The following is a 19,691-nucleotide window of genomic DNA, read 5'->3' as shown; positions in this document are numbered from 1 at the left end:
ATGGCCAAGCAAGCGCTCATCGTAGTCGATATCCAGAACGACTACTTCCCCCAAGGCAAGTGGCCGCTGGTCGGCGCCGACGCCGCTGCGGACAACGCCGCACGACTGATCGCAGCCTTTCGCGAAACGGGCGATCCGGTGGTGCACATTCGGCATGAATTCACTTCCGACGAGGCACCGTTTTTCACTCCCGGCTCCGAGGGCGCGAAACTGCATCCGAAAGTGCTCAACCATGCCGATGAGCCGGTGGTGCTCAAGCACTTCGTCAACTCGTTCCGTGAAACCGAACTGAAAGCGGTGCTCGACGAACACGGCATCACCGACCTGGTGGTGGTCGGCAGCATGAGCCATATGTGCGTCGATGGCATCACCCGCGCGGCGGCGGACATGGGTTACAGCGTGACCGTGATTCACGATGCCTGCGCCAGCCGTGATCTGGAATTCAACGGCCTGACGGTGCCGGCCGCCCATGTGCACGCAGCATTCATGGCCGCGCTGGGTTTCGCCTATGCCAGCGTGGTATCCACTGACGAGTTCCTCAGCAGCAACGCCTAGCAACAACTGCGCAATCCCCTGGCCCGCCGCGTTGCGGGCCTTTTTGCGTCTGTCACGAAAATCTCACGCGTGAGTCATTGATGGCACTTTGCATTGGCTGTAGTGTGGCCCACGCGTGAGACGCTCATAACCGGATTCCAGCCATGACAAGCCGCACTCGGACGACTGCCGCAGCCAGCCCCAAGGGCGAGCGTGGCAAGACGTCGGCGAAAAAACCATCGAGCTTCTACATGAAGCAGATGCGCGCAGGCCTGGCCGCCGCCGGTTATGTGAAACACGAAACTTGGGTGCTTCCGGAAAACCGAAGCTTGCTCAAGCAAATGGAGCAACAGCTACGCCAACCGATTCTGGCTGGCTCTTTCATGTCGGAGAAATACATGAGCGCAGGCAACAACTGGACCATCGACAGCCTCTTCAATGCCCTCAAGGCGCTGGAAGAGGTGGCTTCCCAAGAGATTTCGCTGTCCCTGATCCAGAGCTCCGAGCCGAGCATCAAGCTGGAAATGAACGAATTCGGCGGCCTGCCGATTCACATCGCCCTGGCCGGTCAGCAGATCATCGTCGACACCGTGCTGGTGGACATCGATTCGATCAGCAACGTCCAGGCGTTCAACGATGCCGTGCTGCGCAGCCGCGAGATGTTCCCGCTGTCGTCGATCGGGATCGAGTCGATGCCGAACGGGCAGACCGTCTACAACATGTTCGGCGCCCTCAGTGCTGATTCGAGCCTGACCAACGTGGTCACCGAGGTGAAAACCCTGGTCGACAACGTGCAGCGCGCCAGCGAAGCCTTCGAACACTTCTTCAAGTAATCAACAGGGAATATCCAATGACTCAGTCCATCTGGAGCAAGTTGTTCACCGCACTGCGCGGCGGCGCCAATGAAGTCGGCGAAGCCATCGCCGACCAGCAGGCCCTGCGCATCCTCGATCAGGAAATCCGCGACGCCGACACCGCGCTGTCCAATGCCCGCCGCGAACTGGTGACGATCATGGCCAAGCATAAACTGGCCGCCGACCGCGTCAGCGAATACGACGCCAAGATCAAGGACCTCGAAGCCAAGGCTGTAGCCGCGTTGAATGCCGGCCGTGAAGACCTGGCGCTGGAAGTGGCCGAAGCGATTTCGACCCTGACCAACGACCTCGCTGCCGAGAAGAAACTCAGCGATGAATTCGGCGCCTACGCCGACAACATGCGCAAAGACATCAGCAAAGCCGAATCGCGAATCAAGAGCCTGCGCCAGCAAGTGGACATGGCCAAGGCCCGCGATAGCGTGCAGAAAGCCCAGGTCAGCGCCTCGATTGCCAGCGGCGGCGCCAACGGCAAACTGGAAACCGCAGTCGGCACCCTGAACCGCCTGCAAGCCAAGCAGCAGCAACGCGCTGCCGAACTGAACGCCGCAGACGAACTGGCCGACGCCTCTACCGGCAACGACTTGGAACGCAAACTGCGCGACGCCGGCATCACGCCGAACGAAGGCAGCGCCAATGCGATCCTTGAGCGGCTGAAGCAGAAGTCCGCGCAGTAATCACTGAAGGGTAACCTGTGGGAGCGAGCCTGCTCGTGAAAGCGTCGTGACAGTCAAATAATCGAGTGACTGACACAACCCATTCGCGAGCAGGCTCGCTCCCACATGGTTTTGCGGCGTAATTGCCTCTGCTCGTTCACCGCTTCGCCCGTTACACTACCGCCACTTTTTCACCCCCGAACACCTCCACCCGCTTCAAGGAACGTACCCATGGGATGGTTTAAAGACTTGCTCGGCACCAGCAATTGGCAGACCGCTGCGCCAACGACCACCGCCGCCAGCGGTCCGCTGGGCATGGCACAAGGCAAAGGCGTGCGCTTCGACACGACCCTGGCGTTGCTGCTGGAAGGCTCGACTTCGGTGCGGGTGCCATTCGATCAAGCGGTGTGGAGCGCCGGCTGGGTCGATCTCGGCCAGTCCAACAAACTGCACCGCTACTACATGAACGACGAGGATTTCTGGGTGCAGATCCACGTCACCGGCGACGATCAGGTCGAGTCGGTCACCCTGTTCAATTACCTCAGCTATGTAACGGTCAACAGTGACGCCGAACTCCAGCGTCTGGCCGGCCCCAACAGCCTGATAGGTCTGCCGACCTACACCCACGACGGTGTTGAATACACCCGCGAATGGGGCACCGAACTGCATCAGACCGAACTGGTGCCAATGACCGAACACGTGGTCAACCCGGACGAGTCCTACACCATCAAGCACCACGCCATGCTGTATGCCCGCGACACCGGTCTGACCGATCGCCGCGAACTGCTGCTGTTCTCCGTCGAACAGGACGAAGAAGGCACCGTCAGCCTGAGCACCTCGCTGGGCATCTCGCTGTACACGACTGATTTGAGCGCCATTTAAAAAAGGAAGTTTTTCATGCTGGAAGTCTTGGCCGTTTCCCTGAACAAAACCGCGCTGGTCGGTTTTGTCGTCTACCTGATCGGCGCCGTGTTGCTGTTCATGCTGTTTCAATTCGTCTACACGCGCATTACCGCGCACAAGGAATTCGAACTGATCCGTGCCGGCAACACTGCCGCCGCCATTGCCCTCTCCGGGGCGATCATCGGTTTCGCCATTCCGGCGAGCAACGTGATCGCCTACTCGGTCAACGTGCTCGACTTCGTCCTCTGGGCGGTCATCGCCGCCGTCGTGCAATTGCTGGCGTTTGTCGCTACCGGGCTGGTGCTCAAGGGCACGTCCCAGCGCATCGCCAACGGCGAAGTCGCCGCCGGCATTTATGTCGCCGCCGTGGCGATCAGCGTCGGCATGCTCAATGCCGCGTGCATGACCCCGTCCCACTGACCGGCAGGAAGCCTCTCGATGAAACGCAGCAAATACGTGCAATTGTCCCTCGCCGCGTCGGTGGCGATGGCGATTTCCGGTGAAGCAGCGGCGCTGGATCAGCCGCGCAACTTCCAGAGCGTTGAACAGTGTGTCGACGCCGAAGTGGCCGCCGATCTCTGCTCCAGCGCCTACGTCGCCGCCCTGAACGAACACCGGCGCATCGCCCCGGCCTACACCGACAAGGCCAAGTGCGACGCAGACTTTGCCGCTGGCTGGTGTCAGAAAAATTCCGATGGCCGTTTCGTGCCGAAACTCGGCGGCTTCAAAGTGCCGGGCAATGCCGAGACGCCGCAGGATCTCGATGCCATCGCCAATTCGCAAATGCCGGCGGGCGACTCCACCACCAGCAGCAGCGCAAGCCACGGCGGCTCGCACTATTCCGGTGGCTCAGGTGGCGGCGGCAATGGCTGGCTGACCGGCTGGCTGATCGGCAACGCAATGAGCAACAACGCCGAACGCACCGTTTACCGTGATCGCGAAACGCGCCAGCCGTACAACACCTCAACGCAGTACCGCCGAGCTGACACAACCTCGCGCAGCCAGTCGGATTACGAGAGCAGCAAGAGCAAACCGGTGAACGTTGCGTCGTCGACTTCGCGCGGCGGCTTCGGCAGCCAGTCCAGCGCCCGCAGCGGTTGGGGTGGCTGGGGCAGCAGTTCCGGACGCTCGAGCAGCTGACATGAAAAAGATCCACTGCGCCGAGCGCCCCGACTGGAAACACACCGCCGAAAGCCTCGGTTTCCTGTTCCACACCATCGACGACGAACCGTACTGGGACGAAAGCGCCTACTACCAGTTCAGCCTCGCGCAAATCGAAAACGATCTGGAGGACCCGACCACCGAACTGCACGAGATGTGCATGGACCTGGTTGATCGCGTGGTCAACAGCGAGGAGTTGCTCGATCGCCTCAGCATCCCGGCGGCGTACTACGACATGATCCGCACCTCCTGGCGTGAAGGTCATCCGCATCTGTACGGTCGCATGGACTTTTCCTACAGCGGCAACGGGCCGGCGAAACTGCTGGAGCTCAACTACGACACGCCGACCAGCCTCTACGAGGCGGCGGCGTTTCAGTGGGGCTGGCTGGAACAATGCATCGAACGCGGCACCTTGCCCCGGCATGCCGACCAGTTCAACAGCATCGACACCAAGCTGCATCAGGCTTTCGCCGAGTTGCAGTTGAAGCGGCCGTTCTACTTTGCCTCGATGAAGGACTCGGTCGAGGACAAAGGCACCACCGACTATCTGCGGCTGATCGCGGAAAAGGTCGGCATCGAATCACGCCACATCGATATCGAAGACATCGGCCTGACGGCTGAAGGTCGTTTCGTCGATCTGCAGGATCGTTGGATCCCGCACCTGTTCAAGCTGCACGCCTGGGAATTCATCTTCCACGAACCGTTCGGCGCGGCGATCGCCGAGTGTGACACGCAGTTTTTCGAACCGGCGTGGAAGGCGATTCTGTCGAACAAAGGTGCGCTGCCGCTGCTGTGGGAATTGCACAAGGGACATCCGAATCTGCTCGCCGCGCACCTTGATCCGAATCCGCAGAGTGCCGTGCCGAAGGGCTGGGTGCGCAAGCCGTACTTTTCCCGCGAAGGTGCCAACATCGAACTGCAAACAGCGGAAGGTCTGATCGTCAAAGAGGACGGGCCTTACACCGATGCGCCGTTCATCCTGCAGGAGCTCGCACCGCTGCCGAAGTTTGGCGACAGCTACACGCTGATTGGCTCGTGGGTGATTGGTGATGAGGCGGCAGGGATTGGTGTGCGTGAGGACAATAGTCTGATCACCAAGGATTCAAGTCGATTTTTGCCGCACCTGATCTTGGATTAAGACGAAGTTACCTTGTGGGAGCGAGCCTGCTCGCGAAAGCGTCCTGTCAGTTACAGGTGCATCGACTGATCTGACGCATTCGCGAGCAGGCTCGCTCCCACAGGAGATTGCGAGTAGCCAGGAATTTCCTGAACAAAAAAGGCCCGTCGTTTAAGCGACGGGCCTTTTTCATTCAAAGCGGTTACAGCGGCAAATCAGAACGGAATATCGTCATCGAAGCTGTCGAAATCCGGAGCCGGTTGCGGTGCGGCCTGCTGAGGTGCCGGAGCCGAACGCTGCTGTGGAGCCGACTGCTGCGGGCGCGGTGCCTGCTGACGTGGCGCCTGCTGCTGGTAGTTGTTGCCGCCGCCTTGCTGATCGCCCTGTTGTGGACGGCCGCCGAGCAGTTGCATGGTGCCTTGCATGTCGACCACGATTTCAGTGGTGTAACGCTTGATACCGTCCTTTTCCCACTCGCGGGTCTGCAGCTTGCCTTCGATGTAGACCTGCGAACCCTTGCGCAGGTATTCACCGGCGATCTCGGCCACCTTGCCGAACATCGATACGCGGTGCCATTCGGTCTTCTCGACCTTCTGACCGGTCTGCTTGTCGGTCCATTGTTCGCTGGTGGCCAGACTCAGGTTGGTCACGGCGTTACCGTTAGGCAGGTAGCGAACTTCGGGATCCTGGCCGCAAGTGCCGACCAATATGACTTTGTTAACCCCACGGGCCATAACGTTCTCCTAAGCGTCGCACGCAGCCCCGGCCGGGTTGTTGACCAGGCGTTCGAGGGTGCTGCGATCCACTAATTCTTTGTCCAGTTTGATGTAAACAGCCGCCTCTTCGGCGACTATCACTGCATCTGTTACCCCTACCAGGGCCTTGAGGCGCTCGACCAGACCCGCTTCGCGGATCGCTTCGGGCGACAACGGCAAGCGCAGGCTCGTCACGTAGGGAGGTTCGCGCATGGTAACAGCAAAGGCCAGCCAAAGTGCAGCCAGCGCGGCGCATCCGAGGAACACAACCGACAGACCGCCATGCTGGAACAACCAGCCGCCGAGTATCCCGCCGAGTGCCGAACCGAGGAACTGGCTGGTGGAGTACACGCCCATGGCCGTGCCCTTGCCGCCTGCCGGTGAAACCTTGCTGATCAGCGACGGCAACGATGCCTCGAGCAGATTGAACGCGGTGAAAAACACCACCGTGCCGATCACCAGAGCACGCAGGCTGTCGCCGAACTGCCAGAAGAATAGTTCAGTCAGCATCAATGTCATGACGGCGCCGAGCAAAACTCGTTTCATTTTGCGTTTCTTCTCGCCGTAGATAATGAACGGGATCATGGCGAAGAACGAAATCAGCAGCGCGGTGAGGTAGACCCACCAGTGCTGTTCCTTGGGCAGACCGGCTTTTGTCACCAGTGCCAAGGGCAAGGCAACGAAGCTCGACATCAACATGGCATGTAACACAAAGATGCCCAGATCCAGGCGCAGCAGGTCCGGGTGCTTGAGCGTCGGCATCAGCGCCTGCCGGGCCACGCCGGATTCCCGGTGCTGCAACGGCCCGGTGGATTGCGGCACCATGAACATGATGATCAGGATGCCGAGCAGCGCCATGGCGCCAGTGGCGAGGAACAGCCCGGACAGCCCGAACGCACTGGTCAATAACGGCCCGACCACCATGGCCACGGCGAACGACAGGCCGATGGTCATGCCGATCATCGCCATGGCTTTGGTCCGATGCTGCTCGCGGGTCAGGTCGGAAAGCAGCGCCATCACCGCTGCGGAAATCGCCCCGGCGCCTTGCAGGATCCGCCCGGCGATCACACCCCAGATCGAATCGGCCTGGGAAGCCAGAACACTGCCGAGAGCGAAGACGATCAGGCCGAGGTAGATCACCGGCCGGCGACCGATGCGGTCGGAAATGATCCCGAACGGAATCTGGAAAATTGCCTGGGTCAGACCGTAAGCGCCAATCGCCAGCCCGATCAGGGCCGGGGTCGCTCCCGCCAGATCCATGCCATAGGTCGCCAGCACCGGCAACACCATGAACATGCCAAGCATACGGAAGGCGAACACCAGGGCCAGACCGCTCGCCGCGCGGGTCTCGCTGCCACTCATGCGTTCGCTGTGGGGATCGTGCATGGAAAAACCTCGTGTGAACCGGCGGCGATTCTACCAGTCCCATCGGAAGACGGGGTATATCGCGACGCTATGACGCGTATAGATGAAACTCTCTTCATGAACGGCAAAACGCCCTTCGTTTGATAGTGTGCATCCATCCAGTATTTGCCCGTATACTCCTACGTTTTCGACGCCCGCCAAGCGAGGCCACTTTGGACAAGATCCTGATACGTGGGGCCCGTACCCACAACCTGAAGAACATCGACCTGACCCTGCCACGGGACAAGCTGATCGTCATCACCGGCCTGTCCGGATCCGGCAAGTCGTCGCTGGCGTTCGACACGCTGTATGCCGAAGGTCAGCGCCGCTATGTCGAATCGCTGTCGGCCTATGCCCGGCAGTTCCTGTCGATGATGGAAAAACCCGACGTCGACACCATCGAAGGCCTGTCGCCGGCGATCTCCATCGAACAGAAGTCGACCTCGCACAACCCGCGTTCCACGGTCGGCACCATCACCGAAATCTACGACTACCTGCGCTTGCTCTATGCCCGCGTCGGTACGCCGCGTTGCCCGGATCACGACATTCCACTGGAAGCGCAGACCGTCAGCCAGATGGTCGATCTGGTGCTGGCGCAGCCGGAAGGCAGCAAACTCATGCTGCTGGCGCCGGTGATCCGCGAGCGCAAGGGCGAACACCTGTCGGTCTTCGAAGAATTGCGTGCGCAAGGTTTCGTCCGCGCCCGGGTCAACGGGCGGATCTGCGAGCTCGACGAGCTGCCGAAGCTGGATAAACAGAAGAAGCATTCGATCGATGTGATCGTCGACCGCTTCAAGGTCCGCGCCGATCTGCAGCAACGTCTGGCCGAATCCTTCGAAACCGCGCTGAAACTGGCCGACGGCATTGCCCTGGTCGCGCCGATGGACAACGAGCCTGGCGAAGAAATGATCTTCTCCGCACGCTTCGCCTGCCCGATCTGCGGCCATGCGATCAGCGAACTGGAACCCAAGCTGTTTTCCTTCAACAACCCGGCCGGCGCCTGCCCGACCTGCGATGGCCTGGGTGTGAAGCAGTTCTTCGACATCAAGCGTCTGGTCAATGGCGAGCTGACCCTGGCCGAAGGTGCAATACGCGGCTGGGACCGGCGCAACGTTTATTACTTCCAGATGCTCGGCTCACTCGCCTCGCACTACAAGTTCAGCCTGGACAAGCCCTTCAACGACCTCAGCGCCGAGCAGCAGAAGTTCATCCTGCATGGCAGCGGCTCGCAGAACGTCGACTTCAAATACCTCAACGACCGTGGCGACATCGTCAAACGCTCGCACCCTTTCGAGGGCATCGTGCCGAATCTTGAGCGTCGTTACCGCGAAACCGAATCGGCGAGCGTGCGCGAAGAGCTGGCCAAGTTCCTCAGCCATCAGGCCTGCCCGGATTGCCGTGGCACGCGTCTGCGTCGTGAAGCGCGGCACGTCTGGGTCGGCGAGAAAACCCTGCCGGCAGTGACCAATCTGCCGATCGGCGATGCCTGCGAATATTTCGGCGCGCTGAAGATGACCGGGCGGCGTGGCGAGATCGCCGACAAGATCCTCAAGGAAATCCGCGAGCGTCTGCAATTTCTGGTCAACGTCGGCCTCGACTATCTGTCGCTGGATCGCAGCGCGGACACGCTCTCCGGTGGCGAGGCGCAGCGGATTCGTCTGGCCAGCCAGATTGGCGCCGGCCTGGTCGGCGTTCTGTATATCCTCGATGAACCATCCATTGGCCTGCATCAGCGCGACAACGATCGGCTGCTTGGCACGCTCAAGCATTTGCGCGATATCGGCAACACGGTGATTGTGGTCGAGCACGATGAAGACGCGATTCGTCTGGCTGACTATGTCGTCGATATCGGCCCGGGCGCCGGTGTGCACGGCGGGCGGATCGTTGCCGAAGGCACGCCGGACGAAGTCATGGCGCACCCGGATTCGCTGACCGGCAAATACCTGTCCGGCCGGGTGAAGATCGAAGTGCCGGCCAAACGCACGCCGCGCAACAAGAAGCTCAACCTGTCGCTCAAAGGTGCGCGTGGCAACAACCTGCGCAACGTCGATCTGGACATCCCGATCGGCCTGCTGACTTGCGTGACTGGCGTATCCGGTTCGGGTAAATCGACACTGATCAACAACACGCTGTTCCCGCTGAGCGCCACCGCACTGAATGGCGCGACCACGCTGGAAGCGGCTGCGCACGACAGCATCAAAGGTCTGGAGCATCTCGACAAAGTCGTCGATATCGACCAGAGCCCCATCGGCCGTACGCCGCGCTCCAACCCGGCGACCTACACCGGGCTGTTCACGCCGATCCGCGAACTGTTTGCCGGCGTGCCCGAGTCGCGCTCCCGGGGTTACGGCCCGGGGCGTTTCTCGTTCAACGTCAAGGGCGGTCGCTGCGAAGCGTGCCAGGGCGATGGCCTGATCAAGGTGGAAATGCACTTCCTGCCGGACATCTACGTGCCCTGCGACGTGTGCAAGAGCAAGCGCTACAACCGCGAAACCCTTGAGATCAAATACAAGGGCAAGAGCATCCATGAAACCCTCGAAATGACCATCGAGGAAGCACGGGAGTTCTTCGATGCGGTGCCGGCACTGGCGCGCAAACTGCAAACGCTGATGGATGTCGGCCTGTCCTACATCAAGCTCGGGCAGTCGGCGACGACCCTGTCCGGCGGTGAAGCACAGCGGGTCAAGTTGTCGCGCGAGCTGTCCAAACGCGATACGGGCAAAACCCTGTATATCCTTGATGAGCCAACCACCGGCCTGCACTTCGCCGATATCCAGCAGTTACTCGATGTTCTGCATCGTCTGCGCGATCACGGCAACACCGTGGTGGTAATCGAGCACAACCTCGATGTGATCAAGACCGCTGACTGGTTGGTGGACCTCGGTCCTGAAGGCGGTTCCAAGGGCGGGCAGATCATTGCCACCGGTACGCCGGAGGAAGTTGCCGAGATGAAGCAATCTCACACCGGCCATTACCTCAAGCCGCTGCTGATCCGCGATCGGGCTTAACTGCCAGGCATGAAAAAACCCCTGTCACCGTTGAAGTGACAGGGGCTTTTTTGTAGCCGTGCAATCAGGACGCGTGGGACTGCAGGTAGTTCTCGAGACCGATCAGCTTGATCAGGCCCAGCTGCTTTTCCAGCCAGTAGGTGTGATCTTCTTCGGTGTCGTTGAGCTGAACCCGCAGAATTTCGCGGCTGACATAGTCCTTGTGTTGCTCGCAAAGTTCGATGCCTTTGCACAGCGCAGCGCGGACTTTGTATTCGAGGCGCAGATCAGCTTCGAGCATCGTAGGCACCGTGGTGCCGACATCCAGATCATCCGGACGCATGCGCGGCGTGCCTTCGAGCATCAGAATCCGCCGCATCAACGCATCGGCGTGGCCGGCTTCTTCTTCCATCTCGTGGTTGATGCGCTCGTAGAGCTTGGTGAACCCCCAGTCCTCATACATCCGCGAATGAACGAAATATTGGTCACGCGCGGCCAGTTCGCCGGTCAGCAACGTATTGAGGTAATCGATTACATCTGGGTGGCCTTGCATCGCCCTACATCTCCCTTCCTGAAAGTCTGTAGTTTGAACCAACCTGACCGGAAGGTCACTCACCGCGCGCAATAAAAGCGAAGATATTCTGAGAAAAGCGGGCCAAATAACGCAAAAACCGCCCAAATGAGGGCGGTTCTGCTTCTCGTTTAGACTACGTTAAGCTGTCAGTTGAGCAGCTTTGCGATTGCTTCTCCATACGCCGGATCGGCTTTGTAGAAATGCTGCAACTGACGATCGACGACGTCGCTGGAAACGCCCGCCATTGCGCCGGCAATGTTGCTGACCAGCAATGCTTTCTGCTCGTCGCTCATCAAGCGGAACAAGGCACCGGCATGGCTGTAGTAGTCGGTGTCTTCGCGGTGATCATAACGATCAGCGGCACCGCTCAAGGCCAGCGCTGGCTCCGCGTAATGCGGCGCTTGCTTCGGTGACTGAACGTAGCTGTTCGGTTCATAGTTCGGCGCCGCGCCGCCATTGCTGCCGAACGCCATGGAGCCGTCACGCTGATAAGTATTCACCGGACTGCGCGGAGCGTTCACCGGCAATTGCTGGTGATTGGTGCCCACACGGTAGCGGTGCGCGTCAGCGTATGCGAATACACGGCCTTGCAGCATGCGGTCTGGCGACAGACCGACGCCTGGCACCATGTTGCTCGGGCCAAACGCCGCCTGTTCAACTTCAGCGAAGTAGTTCAACGGGTTGCGATTCAACTCCAGCTCACCAACTTCGATCAACGGAAACTCCTTCTGCGACCAAGTCTTGGTCACGTCGAACGGATTCTCGTAATGAGCCGCCGCCTGCGCTTCGGTCATGATCTGAATGCACACGCGCCATTTCGGGAATTCACCGCGCTCGATAGCCTCGAACAGGTCACGCTGCGCATAGTCCGGGTCGGTACCGGCCAAACGGGCGGCCTCGGCTGGCGCCAGGTTCTTGATGCCTTGCTGGGTCTTGTAGTGCCACTTCACCCAGTGACGCTCACCTTTGGCGTTGATCAGGCTGTAGGTGTGGCTACCGAAGCCGTGCATGTGACGGTAGCCGTCAGGGATGCCACGATCAGAAAACAGGATGGTGACCTGGTGCAGCGCTTCAGGCGAATGCGACCAGAAATCCCACATCATCTGCGCGCTTTTCAGGTTGCTTTGCGGCAGACGCTTTTGCGTGTGGATAAAGTCAGGAAATTTCAGCGGATCGCGGATGAAGAACACTGGCGTGTTGTTGCCGACGATGTCCCAATTGCCTTCCTCGGTGTAGAACTTCAAGGCGAAGCCGCGCGGATCGCGCTCAGTGTCGGCCGAACCACGCTCGCCACCTACGGTGGAAAAGCGCAGAAAGGTTGGCGTTTGTTTGCCTACCGATTCGAACAACTTTGCACTGGTGTATTCGGTGATGTCACGGGTGACGGTGAACGTACCGTAAGCGCCCGAGCCCTTAGCGTGGACACGGCGTTCTGGAATGTTTTCACGGTTGAAGTGCGCAAGTTTTTCGATCAGATGGAAATCGTCGAGAAGCAGCGGACCGCGTGGGCCGGCGGAACGGGAATTCTGGTTGTCAGCGACTGGCGCGCCACTGGCGGTTGTAAGCGTCTTGGTCTGGCTCATGCGGTCTTCTTCCTCTGTCAGTCTTGAACTGCCGGCTAATGGGCTTGGCGGGAAGTATTGATCATCGACGTTACAGCTACAAATTCATTAACTTGCAGGCATCGATAGATAATTACTAATTATGTTTTCCCGGCACATAGTGGCAGTTCAACCATGTCAGAAACTTGTACGGACGACGCATTTCTTACAGGCACAAAAAACCGGGCACTAGGCCCGGTTCTTTGTTTCAGACTGACGTCTTACTCGGCGGATACAGCTTCGCCAGCAGTAGCACGATCAACCAACTCGACGTACGCCATAGGCGCGTTGTCGCCAGCGCGGAAACCGCACTTGAGGATGCGCAGGTAGCCACCCTCACGGGTAGCGTAACGCTTGCCCAGGTCGTTGAAGAGCTTACCGACGATAGCTTTCGAACGAGTACGGTCGAAAGCCAGACGGCGGTTAGCCAGGCTGTCTGTCTTGGCCAGAGTGATCAGCGGCTCGGCAACGCGGCGCAGTTCTTTGGCTTTTGGCAGAGTAGTTTTGATCAGCTCGTGCTCGAACAGCGACACCGCCATGTTTTGGAACATGGCCTTGCGGTGCGAGCTGGTGCGGCTCAGGTGACGACCACTTTTACGATGACGCATGGTTCATTCCTTACCAAACACTACGTTCGGTGATTACGACGATCAGGCAGTCGCCTTGTCGTCCTTCTTAAGACTTGCAGGCGGCCAGTTGTCGAGGCGCATGCCGAGGGACAGACCGCGGGAGGCCAGAACGTCCTTGATTTCAGTCAAGGATTTCTTGCCCAGGTTCGGAGTCTTCAACAGCTCTACTTCGGTACGCTGAATCAGGTCGCCGATGTAGTAGATGTTTTCCGCCTTAAGGCAGTTAGCCGAACGTACAGTCAGTTCCAGATCGTCAACCGGGCGAAGCAGGATCGGATCGATCTCGTCTTCCTGCTCGACAACCAGCGGCTCACTTTCACCTTTGAGGTCGACGAACGCAGCCAGCTGCTGTTGCAGGATGGTTGCAGCGCGACGGATAGCCTCTTCAGGATCCAGGGTACCGTTGGTTTCCAGATCAATAACCAGCTTGTCCAGGTTGGTACGCTGTTCGACACGGGCGTTTTCCACCACGTAAGCGATACGGCGAACCGGGCTGAACGAAGAGTCGAGCTGCAAGCGACCGATGCTGCGGCTTTCGTCTTCATCGCTCTGACGCGAGTCGGCTGGTTCATAACCACGACCACGAGCTACGGTGAGCTTCATGTTCAGGGCGCCGTTAGACGCCAGGTTAGCGATTACGTGATCGGGATTAACGATCTCGACATCATGATCCAGCTGAATATCGGCAGCGGTAACCACCCCCGAACCCTTCTTCGACAAGGTCAGCGTAACTTCGTCACGACCGTGCAGCTTGATGGCCAGACCTTTAAGGTTCAACAGGATTTCAATTACGTCTTCCTGTACACCTTCGATGGCGCTGTACTCGTGGAGCACACCGTCAATCTCGGCCTCGACTACTGCGCAGCCGGGCATTGAGGACAACAGGATGCGGCGCAGCGCGTTGCCCAGGGTGTGGCCAAAACCACGCTCGAGAGGCTCGAGAGTGATCTTGGCGCGGGTTGGACTGACAACCTGCACATCAATGTGGCGGGGTGTCAGGAACTCATTTACCGAAATCTGCATGGATGCACCTATTTTCTAGCCCTTACTTGGAGTAGAGCTCGACAATCAGGCTTTCGTTGATGTCGGCGGACAGATCACTGCGAGCAGGAACGTTCTTGAAAACGCCCGACTTCTTCTCAGTGTCTACTTCTACCCATTCTACGCGGCCACGTTGGGCACACAGATCGAGAGCTTGGACAATGCGAAGTTGGTTTTTTGCTTTCTCGCGAACTGCAACCACGTCACCAGCACGAACCTGATACGACGGAACGTTTACGGTCTGACCGTTTACGCTGATCGACTTGTGCGATACCAGCTGGCGGGATTCGGCACGAGTCGAACCAAAGCCCATACGGTATACAACGTTGTCCAGACGGCATTCGAGCAGTTGCAGCAGGTTTTCACCGGTTGCACCTTTCTTGCCAGCAGCTTCTTTGTAGTAGCCGCTGAACTGACGCTCGAGAACGCCGTAGATACGACGGACCTTCTGCTTTTCACGCAGTTGGGTGCCGTAGTCGGACTGGCGACCGCGGCGTTGGCCGTGGATACCAGGTGCTGCTTCAATGTTGCACTTCGATTCGATCGCGCGCACGCCGCTCTTCAGGAAGAGATCGGTGCCTTCGCGACGAGCGAGTTTGCATTTTGGACCAATGTAACGAGCCATTCTTTACAATCTCCTGGATTACACGCGGCGCTTCTTCGGCGGACGGCACCCGTTGTGCGGGATTGGCGTCACGTCGGTGATGCTGGCGATCTTGTAGCCACAGCCGTTCAAAGCGCGGACTGCGGATTCACGACCTGGACCTGGACCCTTGACGTTTACGTCGAGGTTTTTCAGGCCGTATTCCAGCGCAGCTTGACCAGCACGCTCAGCAGCTACTTGAGCAGCGAACGGGGTGGACTTGCGGGAACCGCGGAAACCCGAACCACCGGAGGTAGCCCAGGAAAGAGCGTTACCTTGACGGTCGGTGATGGTCACGATGGTGTTGTTAAAAGATGCATGGATGTGGGCGATGCCATCAACCACTGTCTTTTTAACTTTTTTACGAGGACGAGCAGCAGGTTTTGCCATGATTAAATTCCTGTCGATTCGCTGGGGCGATTACTTGCGGATCGGCTTACGCGGACCTTTACGGGTACGCGCGTTGGTCTTGGTACGCTGACCGCGTACTGGCAGACCACGACGATGACGCAGACCGCGATAGCAACCGAGGTCCATCAAGCGCTTGATTTTCATGTTGATTTCGCGACGCAGGTCACCTTCAGTGGTGAACTTCGCCACTTCGCCACGCAGCTGTTCAATTTGCTCGTCGCTCAGATCTTTGATCTTTGCTGCTGGGTTTACCCCAGTCACTGCACAGATCTTCTGCGCAGTAGTGCGACCAACACCATAGATGTAGGTCAGCGAGATAACAGTATGCTTGTTATCTGGAATGTTAACGCCTGCAATACGGGCCATTCAGTGGGACTCCAATTGACAGCTACCTACGCCCCGGAAGCCAAGAAATAGGGCGCGAGATAATATCGCTGTAATAACAAATAATCAACCCGGTAGCGCACTAGCTACCGGGCTTGAAGCACAATCACACTCAGCCTTGGCGCTGTTTGTGACGCGGTTCCGCGCTGCAAATTACTCGAACAACACCTTCGCGGCGAATAATCTTGCAGTTACGGCACAGCTTTTTCACCGATGCACGAACTTTCATCACCAACTCCTCGAACCTTATGGGTACTCAGCGCAACATGCCGCTGCCGTAACCCTTCAGGTTGGCTTTCTTCATCAGGGATTCGTACTGGTGCGAAACGAGGTGCGATTGTACTTGGGACATGAAGTCCATCACAACCACGACCACGATCAGCAACGAGGTCCCGCCAAGGTAGAACGGAACGTTTGCTGCAACCACCAGGAATTGGGGCAACAGGCACACGGCCGTCATGTAAAGAGCACCGAACAGGGTCAAGCGGGTCAGAACGCCATCAATATAGCGCGCAGACTGCTCACCTGGACGGATGCCCGGAATAAAGGCACCGGACTTCTTCAGGTTTTCCGCTACGTCTTTCGGATTGAACATCAACGCCGTATAGAAGAAGCAGAAGAAAATAATCCCTGCACTAAACAGCAGAATATTCAACGGCTGACCAGGAGCGATCGACTGCGAGATGTCCTGCAACCAGCCCATACCTTCAGACTGACCGAACCAGGCACCCAACGAAGCCGGAAACAGCAAGATGCTGCTCGCGAAAATAGCCGGAATAACACCGGCCATGTTCACCTTCAGCGGCAAGTGGCTTGTCTGCGCAGCAAAAACCTTGCGGCCCTGCTGACGCTTGGCGTAGTGAACAGCAATACGACGCTGACCACGCTCAATGAACACCACGAAACCGATAATCGCTACTGCCAGCAAACCGATGGCAACCAGTGCGAAGATGTTGATATCACCCTGACGCGCAGACTCGAAAGACTGCCCGATTGCTCTCGGAAGACCGGCGACGATACCCGAAAAAATCAACATCGAGATACCGTTGCCAACACCACGCTCAGTAATCTGCTCACCCAGCCACATCATGAACATCGCACCAGCCACAAATGTGGTTACCGCGACGAAATGGAAGCCAAAGTCACCAGTGAACGCGACGCCCTGCCCGGCCAGACCAATGGACATGCCAATAGCCTGGACCAGAGCGAGAGCGACGGTGAGGTAGCGGGTGTACTGGCTAATCTTGCGACGGCCAGCTTCACCTTCCTTCTTCAACTGCTCCAGCTGCGGGCTGACGGCGGTCATCAGTTGCATGATGATCGATGCCGAAATGTACGGCATGATCCCCAGTGCAAAGATGCTCATCCGTTCCAGCGCGCCGCCGGAGAACATGTTGAACAAGCTAAGAATGGTCCCCTCATTCTGTCGAAACAGGTCTGCGAGTCGGTCCGGGTTGATACCTGGAACCGGGATGTGTGCGCCTATTCGGTAGACGATAATCGCCAGGAACAGAAAACGCAGACGAGCCCAGAGTTCAGACATACCGCCTTTGCCGAGCGCAGAGAGAGCACCTTGCTTAGCCATTTATTCCTCGAACTTGCCGCCAGCTGCTTCGATAGCCGCACGCGCACCTTTGGTGGCGCCGATTCCCTTGCCGATAGTGACAGCGCGAGTCACTTCACCGGACAGCATGATTTTCACACGCTGTACGTTGACGTTGATCACGTTGGCATCTTTCAGGGACTGCACAGTAACGATGTCGCCTTCCACTTTGGCCAGCTCGGACAAACGCACTTCTGCGCGATCCATGGCTTTCAGGGAAACGAAACCGAACTTAGGCAGGCGACGATGCAGCGGCTGTTGACCGCCTTCAAAGCCTGGAGCGATGGTACCACCGGAGCGGGAGGTCTGACCTTTGTGACCACGGCCACCAGTCTTGCCCAAACCACTACCGATACCACGGCCCGGACGATGCTTTTCGCGACGGGAACCCGGCGCCGGACTCAGATCATTGAGTTTCATCGATTAACCCTCGACACGCAGCATGTAGTAAGCCTTGTTGATCATCCCGCGATTCTCGGGAGTATCCTGGACTTCTACAGTGTGACCGATGCGACGCAGACCCAGACCCTTAACGCACAGTTTGTGGTTAGGGATGCGGCCGGTCATGCTTTTGATCAGCGTAACTTTAACGGTAGCCATGATTACTTGATCTCCTCAACACGCAGGCCACGCTTGGCAGCGATGGACTCAGGAGACTGCATAGCCTTCAGACCCTTGAAAGTGGCGTGAACCACGTTTACCGGGTTAGTCGAGCCGTAGCACTTGGCCAGAACGTTCTGAACGCCAGCAACTTCGAGGACAGCACGCATAGCGCCGCCAGCGATGATACCGGTACCTTCAGAAGCAGGCTGCATGTACACCTTCGAAGCGCCGTGAGCGGACTTCATTGCGTACTGCAGAGTGGTGCCATTCAGGTCAACTTGAATCATGTTGCGGCGAGCAGCTTCCATTGCCTTCTGGATCGCAGCAGGCACTTCACGCGACTTGCCACGGCCGAAGCCAACACGCCCTTTACCATCACCAACCACGGTCAACGCGGTGAAAGTGAAGATACGGCCGCCTTTAACGGTTTTGGCTACGCGGTTAACTTGAACCAGCTTCTCGATGTAGCCTTCGTCGCGCTTTTGGTCGTTATTTGACATAACTTAGAACTCCAGCCCAGCTTCACGAGCAGCATCAGCCAGCGCTTTAACGCGGCCGTGGTACTTGAAGCCAGAGCGGTCGAAAGCCACTTGCGATACGCCAGCGGCCTTAGCACGCGTAGCGACCAGCTGGCCAACCTTTGTGGCCGCGTCGATGTTGCCAGTGGCACCATCACGCAGTTCTTTATCCAAAGTCGAGGCACTTGCCAGGACTTTGTTGCCGTCGGCCGAGATGACCTGGGCGTAGATGTGCTGCGACGAGCGGAACACGCAGAGACGCACGACTTCGAGTTCGTGCATTTTCAGGCGTGCTTTGCGAGCGCGACGCAGTCGAGTAACTTTTTTGTCGGTCATTTGCTATGCCCTACTTCTTCTTGGCTTCTTTACGACGGACGACTTCGTCCGCGTAGCGCACACCTTTGCCTTTGTACGGCTCTGGTGGACGGAAGTCGCGGATCTCGGCGGCCACTTGACCTACCAGCTGCTTGTCGATGCCCTTGATCAGGATATCGGTCTGGCTAGGAGTCTCAGCGGTGATGCCTTCCGGCAGTTCGTAATCCACTGGGTGCGAGAAGCCAAGAGCCAGGTTCAGAACCTGACCTTTTGCTTGCGCTTTGTAACCAACACCGACCAGCTGGAGCTTGCGCTCGAAGCCTTGGCTTACGCCCTGGACCATGTTGTTCACCAACGCACGCGTGGTACCGGCCATTGCGCGAGTTTGTTGATCGCCATTGCGAGCAGCGAAACGCAGCTCACCAGCTTCTTCAACGATCTCAACGGACGAATGGATGTTCAGTTCAAGAGTACCCTTGGCACCCTTCACCGAAAGCTGTTGGCCTGCGAATTTGACTTCGACACCGGCTGGCAGCTTAACGGGGTTCTTAGCGACGCGAGACATGCTTATCCCCCCTTAGAACACAGTGCAAAGAACTTCGCCGCCGACACCGGCAGCGCGCGCAGCACGATCCGTCATCACACCTTTGTTGGTGGAGACGATAGACACGCCAAGACCGCCACGAACTTTCGGCAGATCTTCAACGGACTTGTACTGACGCAGGCCTGGACGACTAACGCGCTTCACTTCTTCGATAACCGGACGGCCTTCGAAGTACTTCAGCGAGATGGACAGCGACGGCTTGGCGTCGGTGGTGATCTGAAAATCCGCGATGTAACCTTCGTCCTTCAGGACTTTTGCTACAGCTGCCTTCAACGTGGAAGACGGCATGCTTACGACAGACTTTTCAGCCATCTGGGCATTACGGATTCGAGTTAGCATGTCCGCTAACGGGTCCTGCATACTCATGGGCTAGACG

The 19,691-nt window shown here is 58.1% G+C and carries 25 protein-coding genes; 8 read left to right on the top strand and 17 right to left on the bottom strand.

Annotated features, from left to right (window positions below; all coding sequences use genetic code 11):
* The 7 genes from J5M66_RS10015 to J5M66_RS09985 all read left to right on the top strand — a co-directional run bounded on the left by J5M66_RS10015 (position 1) and on the right by J5M66_RS09985 (position 5,264).
* On the top strand, positions 1-555 hold the full coding sequence (locus J5M66_RS10015) for a cysteine hydrolase family protein (protein WP_123443237.1): 555 nt from the start codon (positions 1-3) through the stop codon (positions 553-555).
* Positions 556-785: 230 nt separating this feature from the next.
* Positions 786-1,367 carry a YjfI family protein gene (locus tag J5M66_RS10010; RefSeq protein WP_223631314.1) on the top strand — a complete coding sequence of 194 codons (582 nt, stop codon included), beginning with the start codon at positions 786-788 and terminating at the stop codon, positions 1,365-1,367.
* Between the two features lie 17 nt (positions 1,368-1,384).
* Positions 1,385-2,083, top strand: coding sequence for a PspA/IM30 family protein (locus tag J5M66_RS10005; protein ID WP_016772954.1), 699 nt, complete (start codon positions 1,385-1,387; stop codon positions 2,081-2,083).
* 210 nt (positions 2,084-2,293) lie between these two features.
* Positions 2,294-2,944, top strand: a complete 651-nt coding sequence (locus J5M66_RS10000; protein ID WP_207809718.1) for a DUF2491 family protein — start codon at positions 2,294-2,296, stop codon at positions 2,942-2,944.
* A gap of 15 nt (positions 2,945-2,959) precedes the next feature.
* Positions 2,960-3,385, top strand: coding sequence for a DUF350 domain-containing protein (locus J5M66_RS09995; RefSeq protein ID WP_016772952.1), 426 nt, complete (start codon positions 2,960-2,962; stop codon positions 3,383-3,385).
* Between the two features lie 18 nt (positions 3,386-3,403).
* A complete protein-coding gene (locus J5M66_RS09990) occupies positions 3,404-4,105 on the top strand; it encodes a DUF1190 domain-containing protein (protein ID WP_024014516.1) in 702 nt (233 codons plus the stop codon).
* 1 nt (position 4,106) lies between these two features.
* Positions 4,107-5,264, top strand: coding sequence for a glutathionylspermidine synthase family protein (locus tag J5M66_RS09985; protein ID WP_125918198.1), 1,158 nt, complete (start codon positions 4,107-4,109; stop codon positions 5,262-5,264).
* A 194-nt stretch (positions 5,265-5,458) separates the two neighbouring features.
* Here J5M66_RS09985 and J5M66_RS09980 read toward each other — a convergent pair whose 3' ends face one another.
* Both J5M66_RS09980 and J5M66_RS09975 read right to left on the bottom strand, forming a co-directional pair.
* On the bottom strand, positions 5,459-5,977 hold the full coding sequence (locus tag J5M66_RS09980; protein WP_003228709.1) for a single-stranded DNA-binding protein: 519 nt from the start codon (positions 5,975-5,977) through the stop codon (positions 5,459-5,461).
* 9 nt (positions 5,978-5,986) lie between these two features.
* Positions 5,987-7,384 carry an MFS transporter gene (locus tag J5M66_RS09975; RefSeq protein ID WP_160768660.1) on the bottom strand — a complete coding sequence of 466 codons (1,398 nt, stop codon included), beginning with the start codon at positions 7,382-7,384 and terminating at the stop codon, positions 5,987-5,989.
* 191 nt (positions 7,385-7,575) lie between these two features.
* On the opposite strand from J5M66_RS09975, the gene uvrA reads away from it, so the two are divergent.
* Positions 7,576-10,410: an excinuclease ABC subunit UvrA gene (gene uvrA / locus J5M66_RS09970; protein ID WP_130888365.1), complete on the top strand. Its 2,835-nt coding sequence runs from the start codon at positions 7,576-7,578 to the stop codon at positions 10,408-10,410.
* A gap of 64 nt (positions 10,411-10,474) precedes the next feature.
* Here uvrA and bfr read toward each other — a convergent pair whose 3' ends face one another.
* From bfr to rpsH, 15 genes are all read right to left on the bottom strand, one after another.
* Entirely contained in the window at positions 10,475-10,942 is a 468-nt protein-coding gene (gene bfr / locus J5M66_RS09965) for a bacterioferritin (protein ID WP_016772947.1), read from the bottom strand.
* A 167-nt stretch (positions 10,943-11,109) separates the two neighbouring features.
* Complete coding sequence (locus tag J5M66_RS09960; protein WP_207809720.1) at positions 11,110-12,546, bottom strand: catalase; 1,437 nt, start codon at positions 12,544-12,546, stop codon at positions 11,110-11,112.
* Positions 12,547-12,785: 239 nt separating this feature from the next.
* On the bottom strand, positions 12,786-13,172 hold the full coding sequence (rplQ, locus tag J5M66_RS09955; RefSeq protein WP_003176402.1) for a 50S ribosomal protein L17: 387 nt from the start codon (positions 13,170-13,172) through the stop codon (positions 12,786-12,788).
* A 42-nt stretch (positions 13,173-13,214) separates the two neighbouring features.
* On the bottom strand, positions 13,215-14,216 hold the full coding sequence (gene rpoA, locus J5M66_RS09950; RefSeq protein WP_016772946.1) for a DNA-directed RNA polymerase subunit alpha: 1,002 nt from the start codon (positions 14,214-14,216) through the stop codon (positions 13,215-13,217).
* A 22-nt stretch (positions 14,217-14,238) separates the two neighbouring features.
* A complete protein-coding gene (rpsD, locus tag J5M66_RS09945; protein ID WP_003176404.1) occupies positions 14,239-14,859 on the bottom strand; it encodes a 30S ribosomal protein S4 in 621 nt (206 codons plus the stop codon).
* 18 nt (positions 14,860-14,877) lie between these two features.
* Complete coding sequence (gene rpsK / locus J5M66_RS09940; protein WP_002555466.1) at positions 14,878-15,267, bottom strand: 30S ribosomal protein S11; 390 nt, start codon at positions 15,265-15,267, stop codon at positions 14,878-14,880.
* Between the two features lie 30 nt (positions 15,268-15,297).
* Positions 15,298-15,654 carry a 30S ribosomal protein S13 gene (gene rpsM / locus J5M66_RS09935; protein WP_003186020.1) on the bottom strand — a complete coding sequence of 119 codons (357 nt, stop codon included), beginning with the start codon at positions 15,652-15,654 and terminating at the stop codon, positions 15,298-15,300.
* Positions 15,655-15,784: 130 nt separating this feature from the next.
* Positions 15,785-15,901, bottom strand: a complete 117-nt coding sequence (gene rpmJ / locus J5M66_RS09930) for a 50S ribosomal protein L36 (protein WP_002555468.1) — start codon at positions 15,899-15,901, stop codon at positions 15,785-15,787.
* 27 nt (positions 15,902-15,928) lie between these two features.
* Entirely contained in the window at positions 15,929-17,257 is a 1,329-nt protein-coding gene (gene secY / locus J5M66_RS09925; RefSeq protein ID WP_016772945.1) for a preprotein translocase subunit SecY, read from the bottom strand.
* Positions 17,258-17,695 carry a 50S ribosomal protein L15 gene (rplO, locus tag J5M66_RS09920; RefSeq protein ID WP_003228720.1) on the bottom strand — a complete coding sequence of 146 codons (438 nt, stop codon included), beginning with the start codon at positions 17,693-17,695 and terminating at the stop codon, positions 17,258-17,260. It lies immediately after the preceding gene.
* 3 nt (positions 17,696-17,698) lie between these two features.
* Entirely contained in the window at positions 17,699-17,875 is a 177-nt protein-coding gene (rpmD, locus tag J5M66_RS09915; RefSeq protein ID WP_003176408.1) for a 50S ribosomal protein L30, read from the bottom strand.
* A gap of 2 nt (positions 17,876-17,877) precedes the next feature.
* Positions 17,878-18,378, bottom strand: coding sequence for a 30S ribosomal protein S5 (rpsE, locus tag J5M66_RS09910; protein WP_007955637.1), 501 nt, complete (start codon positions 18,376-18,378; stop codon positions 17,878-17,880).
* Between the two features lie 3 nt (positions 18,379-18,381).
* Positions 18,382-18,732, bottom strand: coding sequence for a 50S ribosomal protein L18 (gene rplR, locus J5M66_RS09905; RefSeq protein WP_003186037.1), 351 nt, complete (start codon positions 18,730-18,732; stop codon positions 18,382-18,384).
* A 10-nt stretch (positions 18,733-18,742) separates the two neighbouring features.
* On the bottom strand, positions 18,743-19,276 hold the full coding sequence (rplF, locus tag J5M66_RS09900) for a 50S ribosomal protein L6 (RefSeq protein ID WP_003228722.1): 534 nt from the start codon (positions 19,274-19,276) through the stop codon (positions 18,743-18,745).
* A 12-nt stretch (positions 19,277-19,288) separates the two neighbouring features.
* On the bottom strand, positions 19,289-19,681 hold the full coding sequence (gene rpsH, locus J5M66_RS09895) for a 30S ribosomal protein S8 (RefSeq protein ID WP_016772944.1): 393 nt from the start codon (positions 19,679-19,681) through the stop codon (positions 19,289-19,291).
* Positions 19,682-19,691: the final 10 nt, after the last annotated feature.

Origin of the sequence: Pseudomonas sp. 67(2021) (genome assembly GCF_017491835.1) — a bacterium.
GTDB lineage: Bacteria > Pseudomonadota > Gammaproteobacteria > Pseudomonadales > Pseudomonadaceae > Aquipseudomonas > Aquipseudomonas atacamensis.
Note: the sequence above shows the minus strand (reverse complement) of the source record. Positions and strands in the feature narration are given on the sequence as shown.

Coding starts and splice junctions, on each gene's coding strand:
- J5M66_RS10015 (WP_123443237.1), top strand. CDS start 1: ATGGCCAAGCAAGCGCTCATCGTAGTCGATATCCAGAACGACTACTTC.
- J5M66_RS10010 (WP_223631314.1), top strand. CDS start 786: ATGAAGCAGATGCGCGCAGGCCTGGCCGCCGCCGGTTATGTGAAACAC.
- J5M66_RS10005 (WP_016772954.1), top strand. CDS start 1,385: ATGACTCAGTCCATCTGGAGCAAGTTGTTCACCGCACTGCGCGGCGGC.
- J5M66_RS10000 (WP_207809718.1), top strand. CDS start 2,294: ATGGGATGGTTTAAAGACTTGCTCGGCACCAGCAATTGGCAGACCGCT.
- J5M66_RS09995 (WP_016772952.1), top strand. CDS start 2,960: ATGCTGGAAGTCTTGGCCGTTTCCCTGAACAAAACCGCGCTGGTCGGT.
- J5M66_RS09990 (WP_024014516.1), top strand. CDS start 3,404: ATGAAACGCAGCAAATACGTGCAATTGTCCCTCGCCGCGTCGGTGGCG.
- J5M66_RS09985 (WP_125918198.1), top strand. CDS start 4,107: ATGAAAAAGATCCACTGCGCCGAGCGCCCCGACTGGAAACACACCGCC.
- J5M66_RS09980 (WP_003228709.1), bottom strand. CDS start 5,977: ATGGCCCGTGGGGTTAACAAAGTCATATTGGTCGGCACTTGCGGCCAG.
- J5M66_RS09975 (WP_160768660.1), bottom strand. CDS start 7,384: ATGCACGATCCCCACAGCGAACGCATGAGTGGCAGCGAGACCCGCGCG.
- bfr (WP_016772947.1), bottom strand. CDS start 10,942: ATGCAAGGCCACCCAGATGTAATCGATTACCTCAATACGTTGCTGACC.
- J5M66_RS09960 (WP_207809720.1), bottom strand. CDS start 12,546: ATGAGCCAGACCAAGACGCTTACAACCGCCAGTGGCGCGCCAGTCGCT.
- rplQ (WP_003176402.1), bottom strand. CDS start 13,172: ATGCGTCATCGTAAAAGTGGTCGTCACCTGAGCCGCACCAGCTCGCAC.
- rpoA (WP_016772946.1), bottom strand. CDS start 14,216: ATGCAGATTTCGGTAAATGAGTTCCTGACACCCCGCCACATTGATGTG.
- rpsD (WP_003176404.1), bottom strand. CDS start 14,859: ATGGCTCGTTACATTGGTCCAAAATGCAAACTCGCTCGTCGCGAAGGC.
- rpsK (WP_002555466.1), bottom strand. CDS start 15,267: ATGGCAAAACCTGCTGCTCGTCCTCGTAAAAAAGTTAAAAAGACAGTG.
- rpsM (WP_003186020.1), bottom strand. CDS start 15,654: ATGGCCCGTATTGCAGGCGTTAACATTCCAGATAACAAGCATACTGTT.
- rpmJ (WP_002555468.1), bottom strand. CDS start 15,901: ATGAAAGTTCGTGCATCGGTGAAAAAGCTGTGCCGTAACTGCAAGATT.
- secY (WP_016772945.1), bottom strand. CDS start 17,257: ATGGCTAAGCAAGGTGCTCTCTCTGCGCTCGGCAAAGGCGGTATGTCT.
- rplO (WP_003228720.1), bottom strand. CDS start 17,695: ATGAAACTCAATGATCTGAGTCCGGCGCCGGGTTCCCGTCGCGAAAAG.
- rpmD (WP_003176408.1), bottom strand. CDS start 17,875: ATGGCTACCGTTAAAGTTACGCTGATCAAAAGCATGACCGGCCGCATC.
- rpsE (WP_007955637.1), bottom strand. CDS start 18,378: ATGTCAAATAACGACCAAAAGCGCGACGAAGGCTACATCGAGAAGCTG.
- rplR (WP_003186037.1), bottom strand. CDS start 18,732: ATGACCGACAAAAAAGTTACTCGACTGCGTCGCGCTCGCAAAGCACGC.
- rplF (WP_003228722.1), bottom strand. CDS start 19,276: ATGTCTCGCGTCGCTAAGAACCCCGTTAAGCTGCCAGCCGGTGTCGAA.
- rpsH (WP_016772944.1), bottom strand. CDS start 19,681: ATGAGTATGCAGGACCCGTTAGCGGACATGCTAACTCGAATCCGTAAT.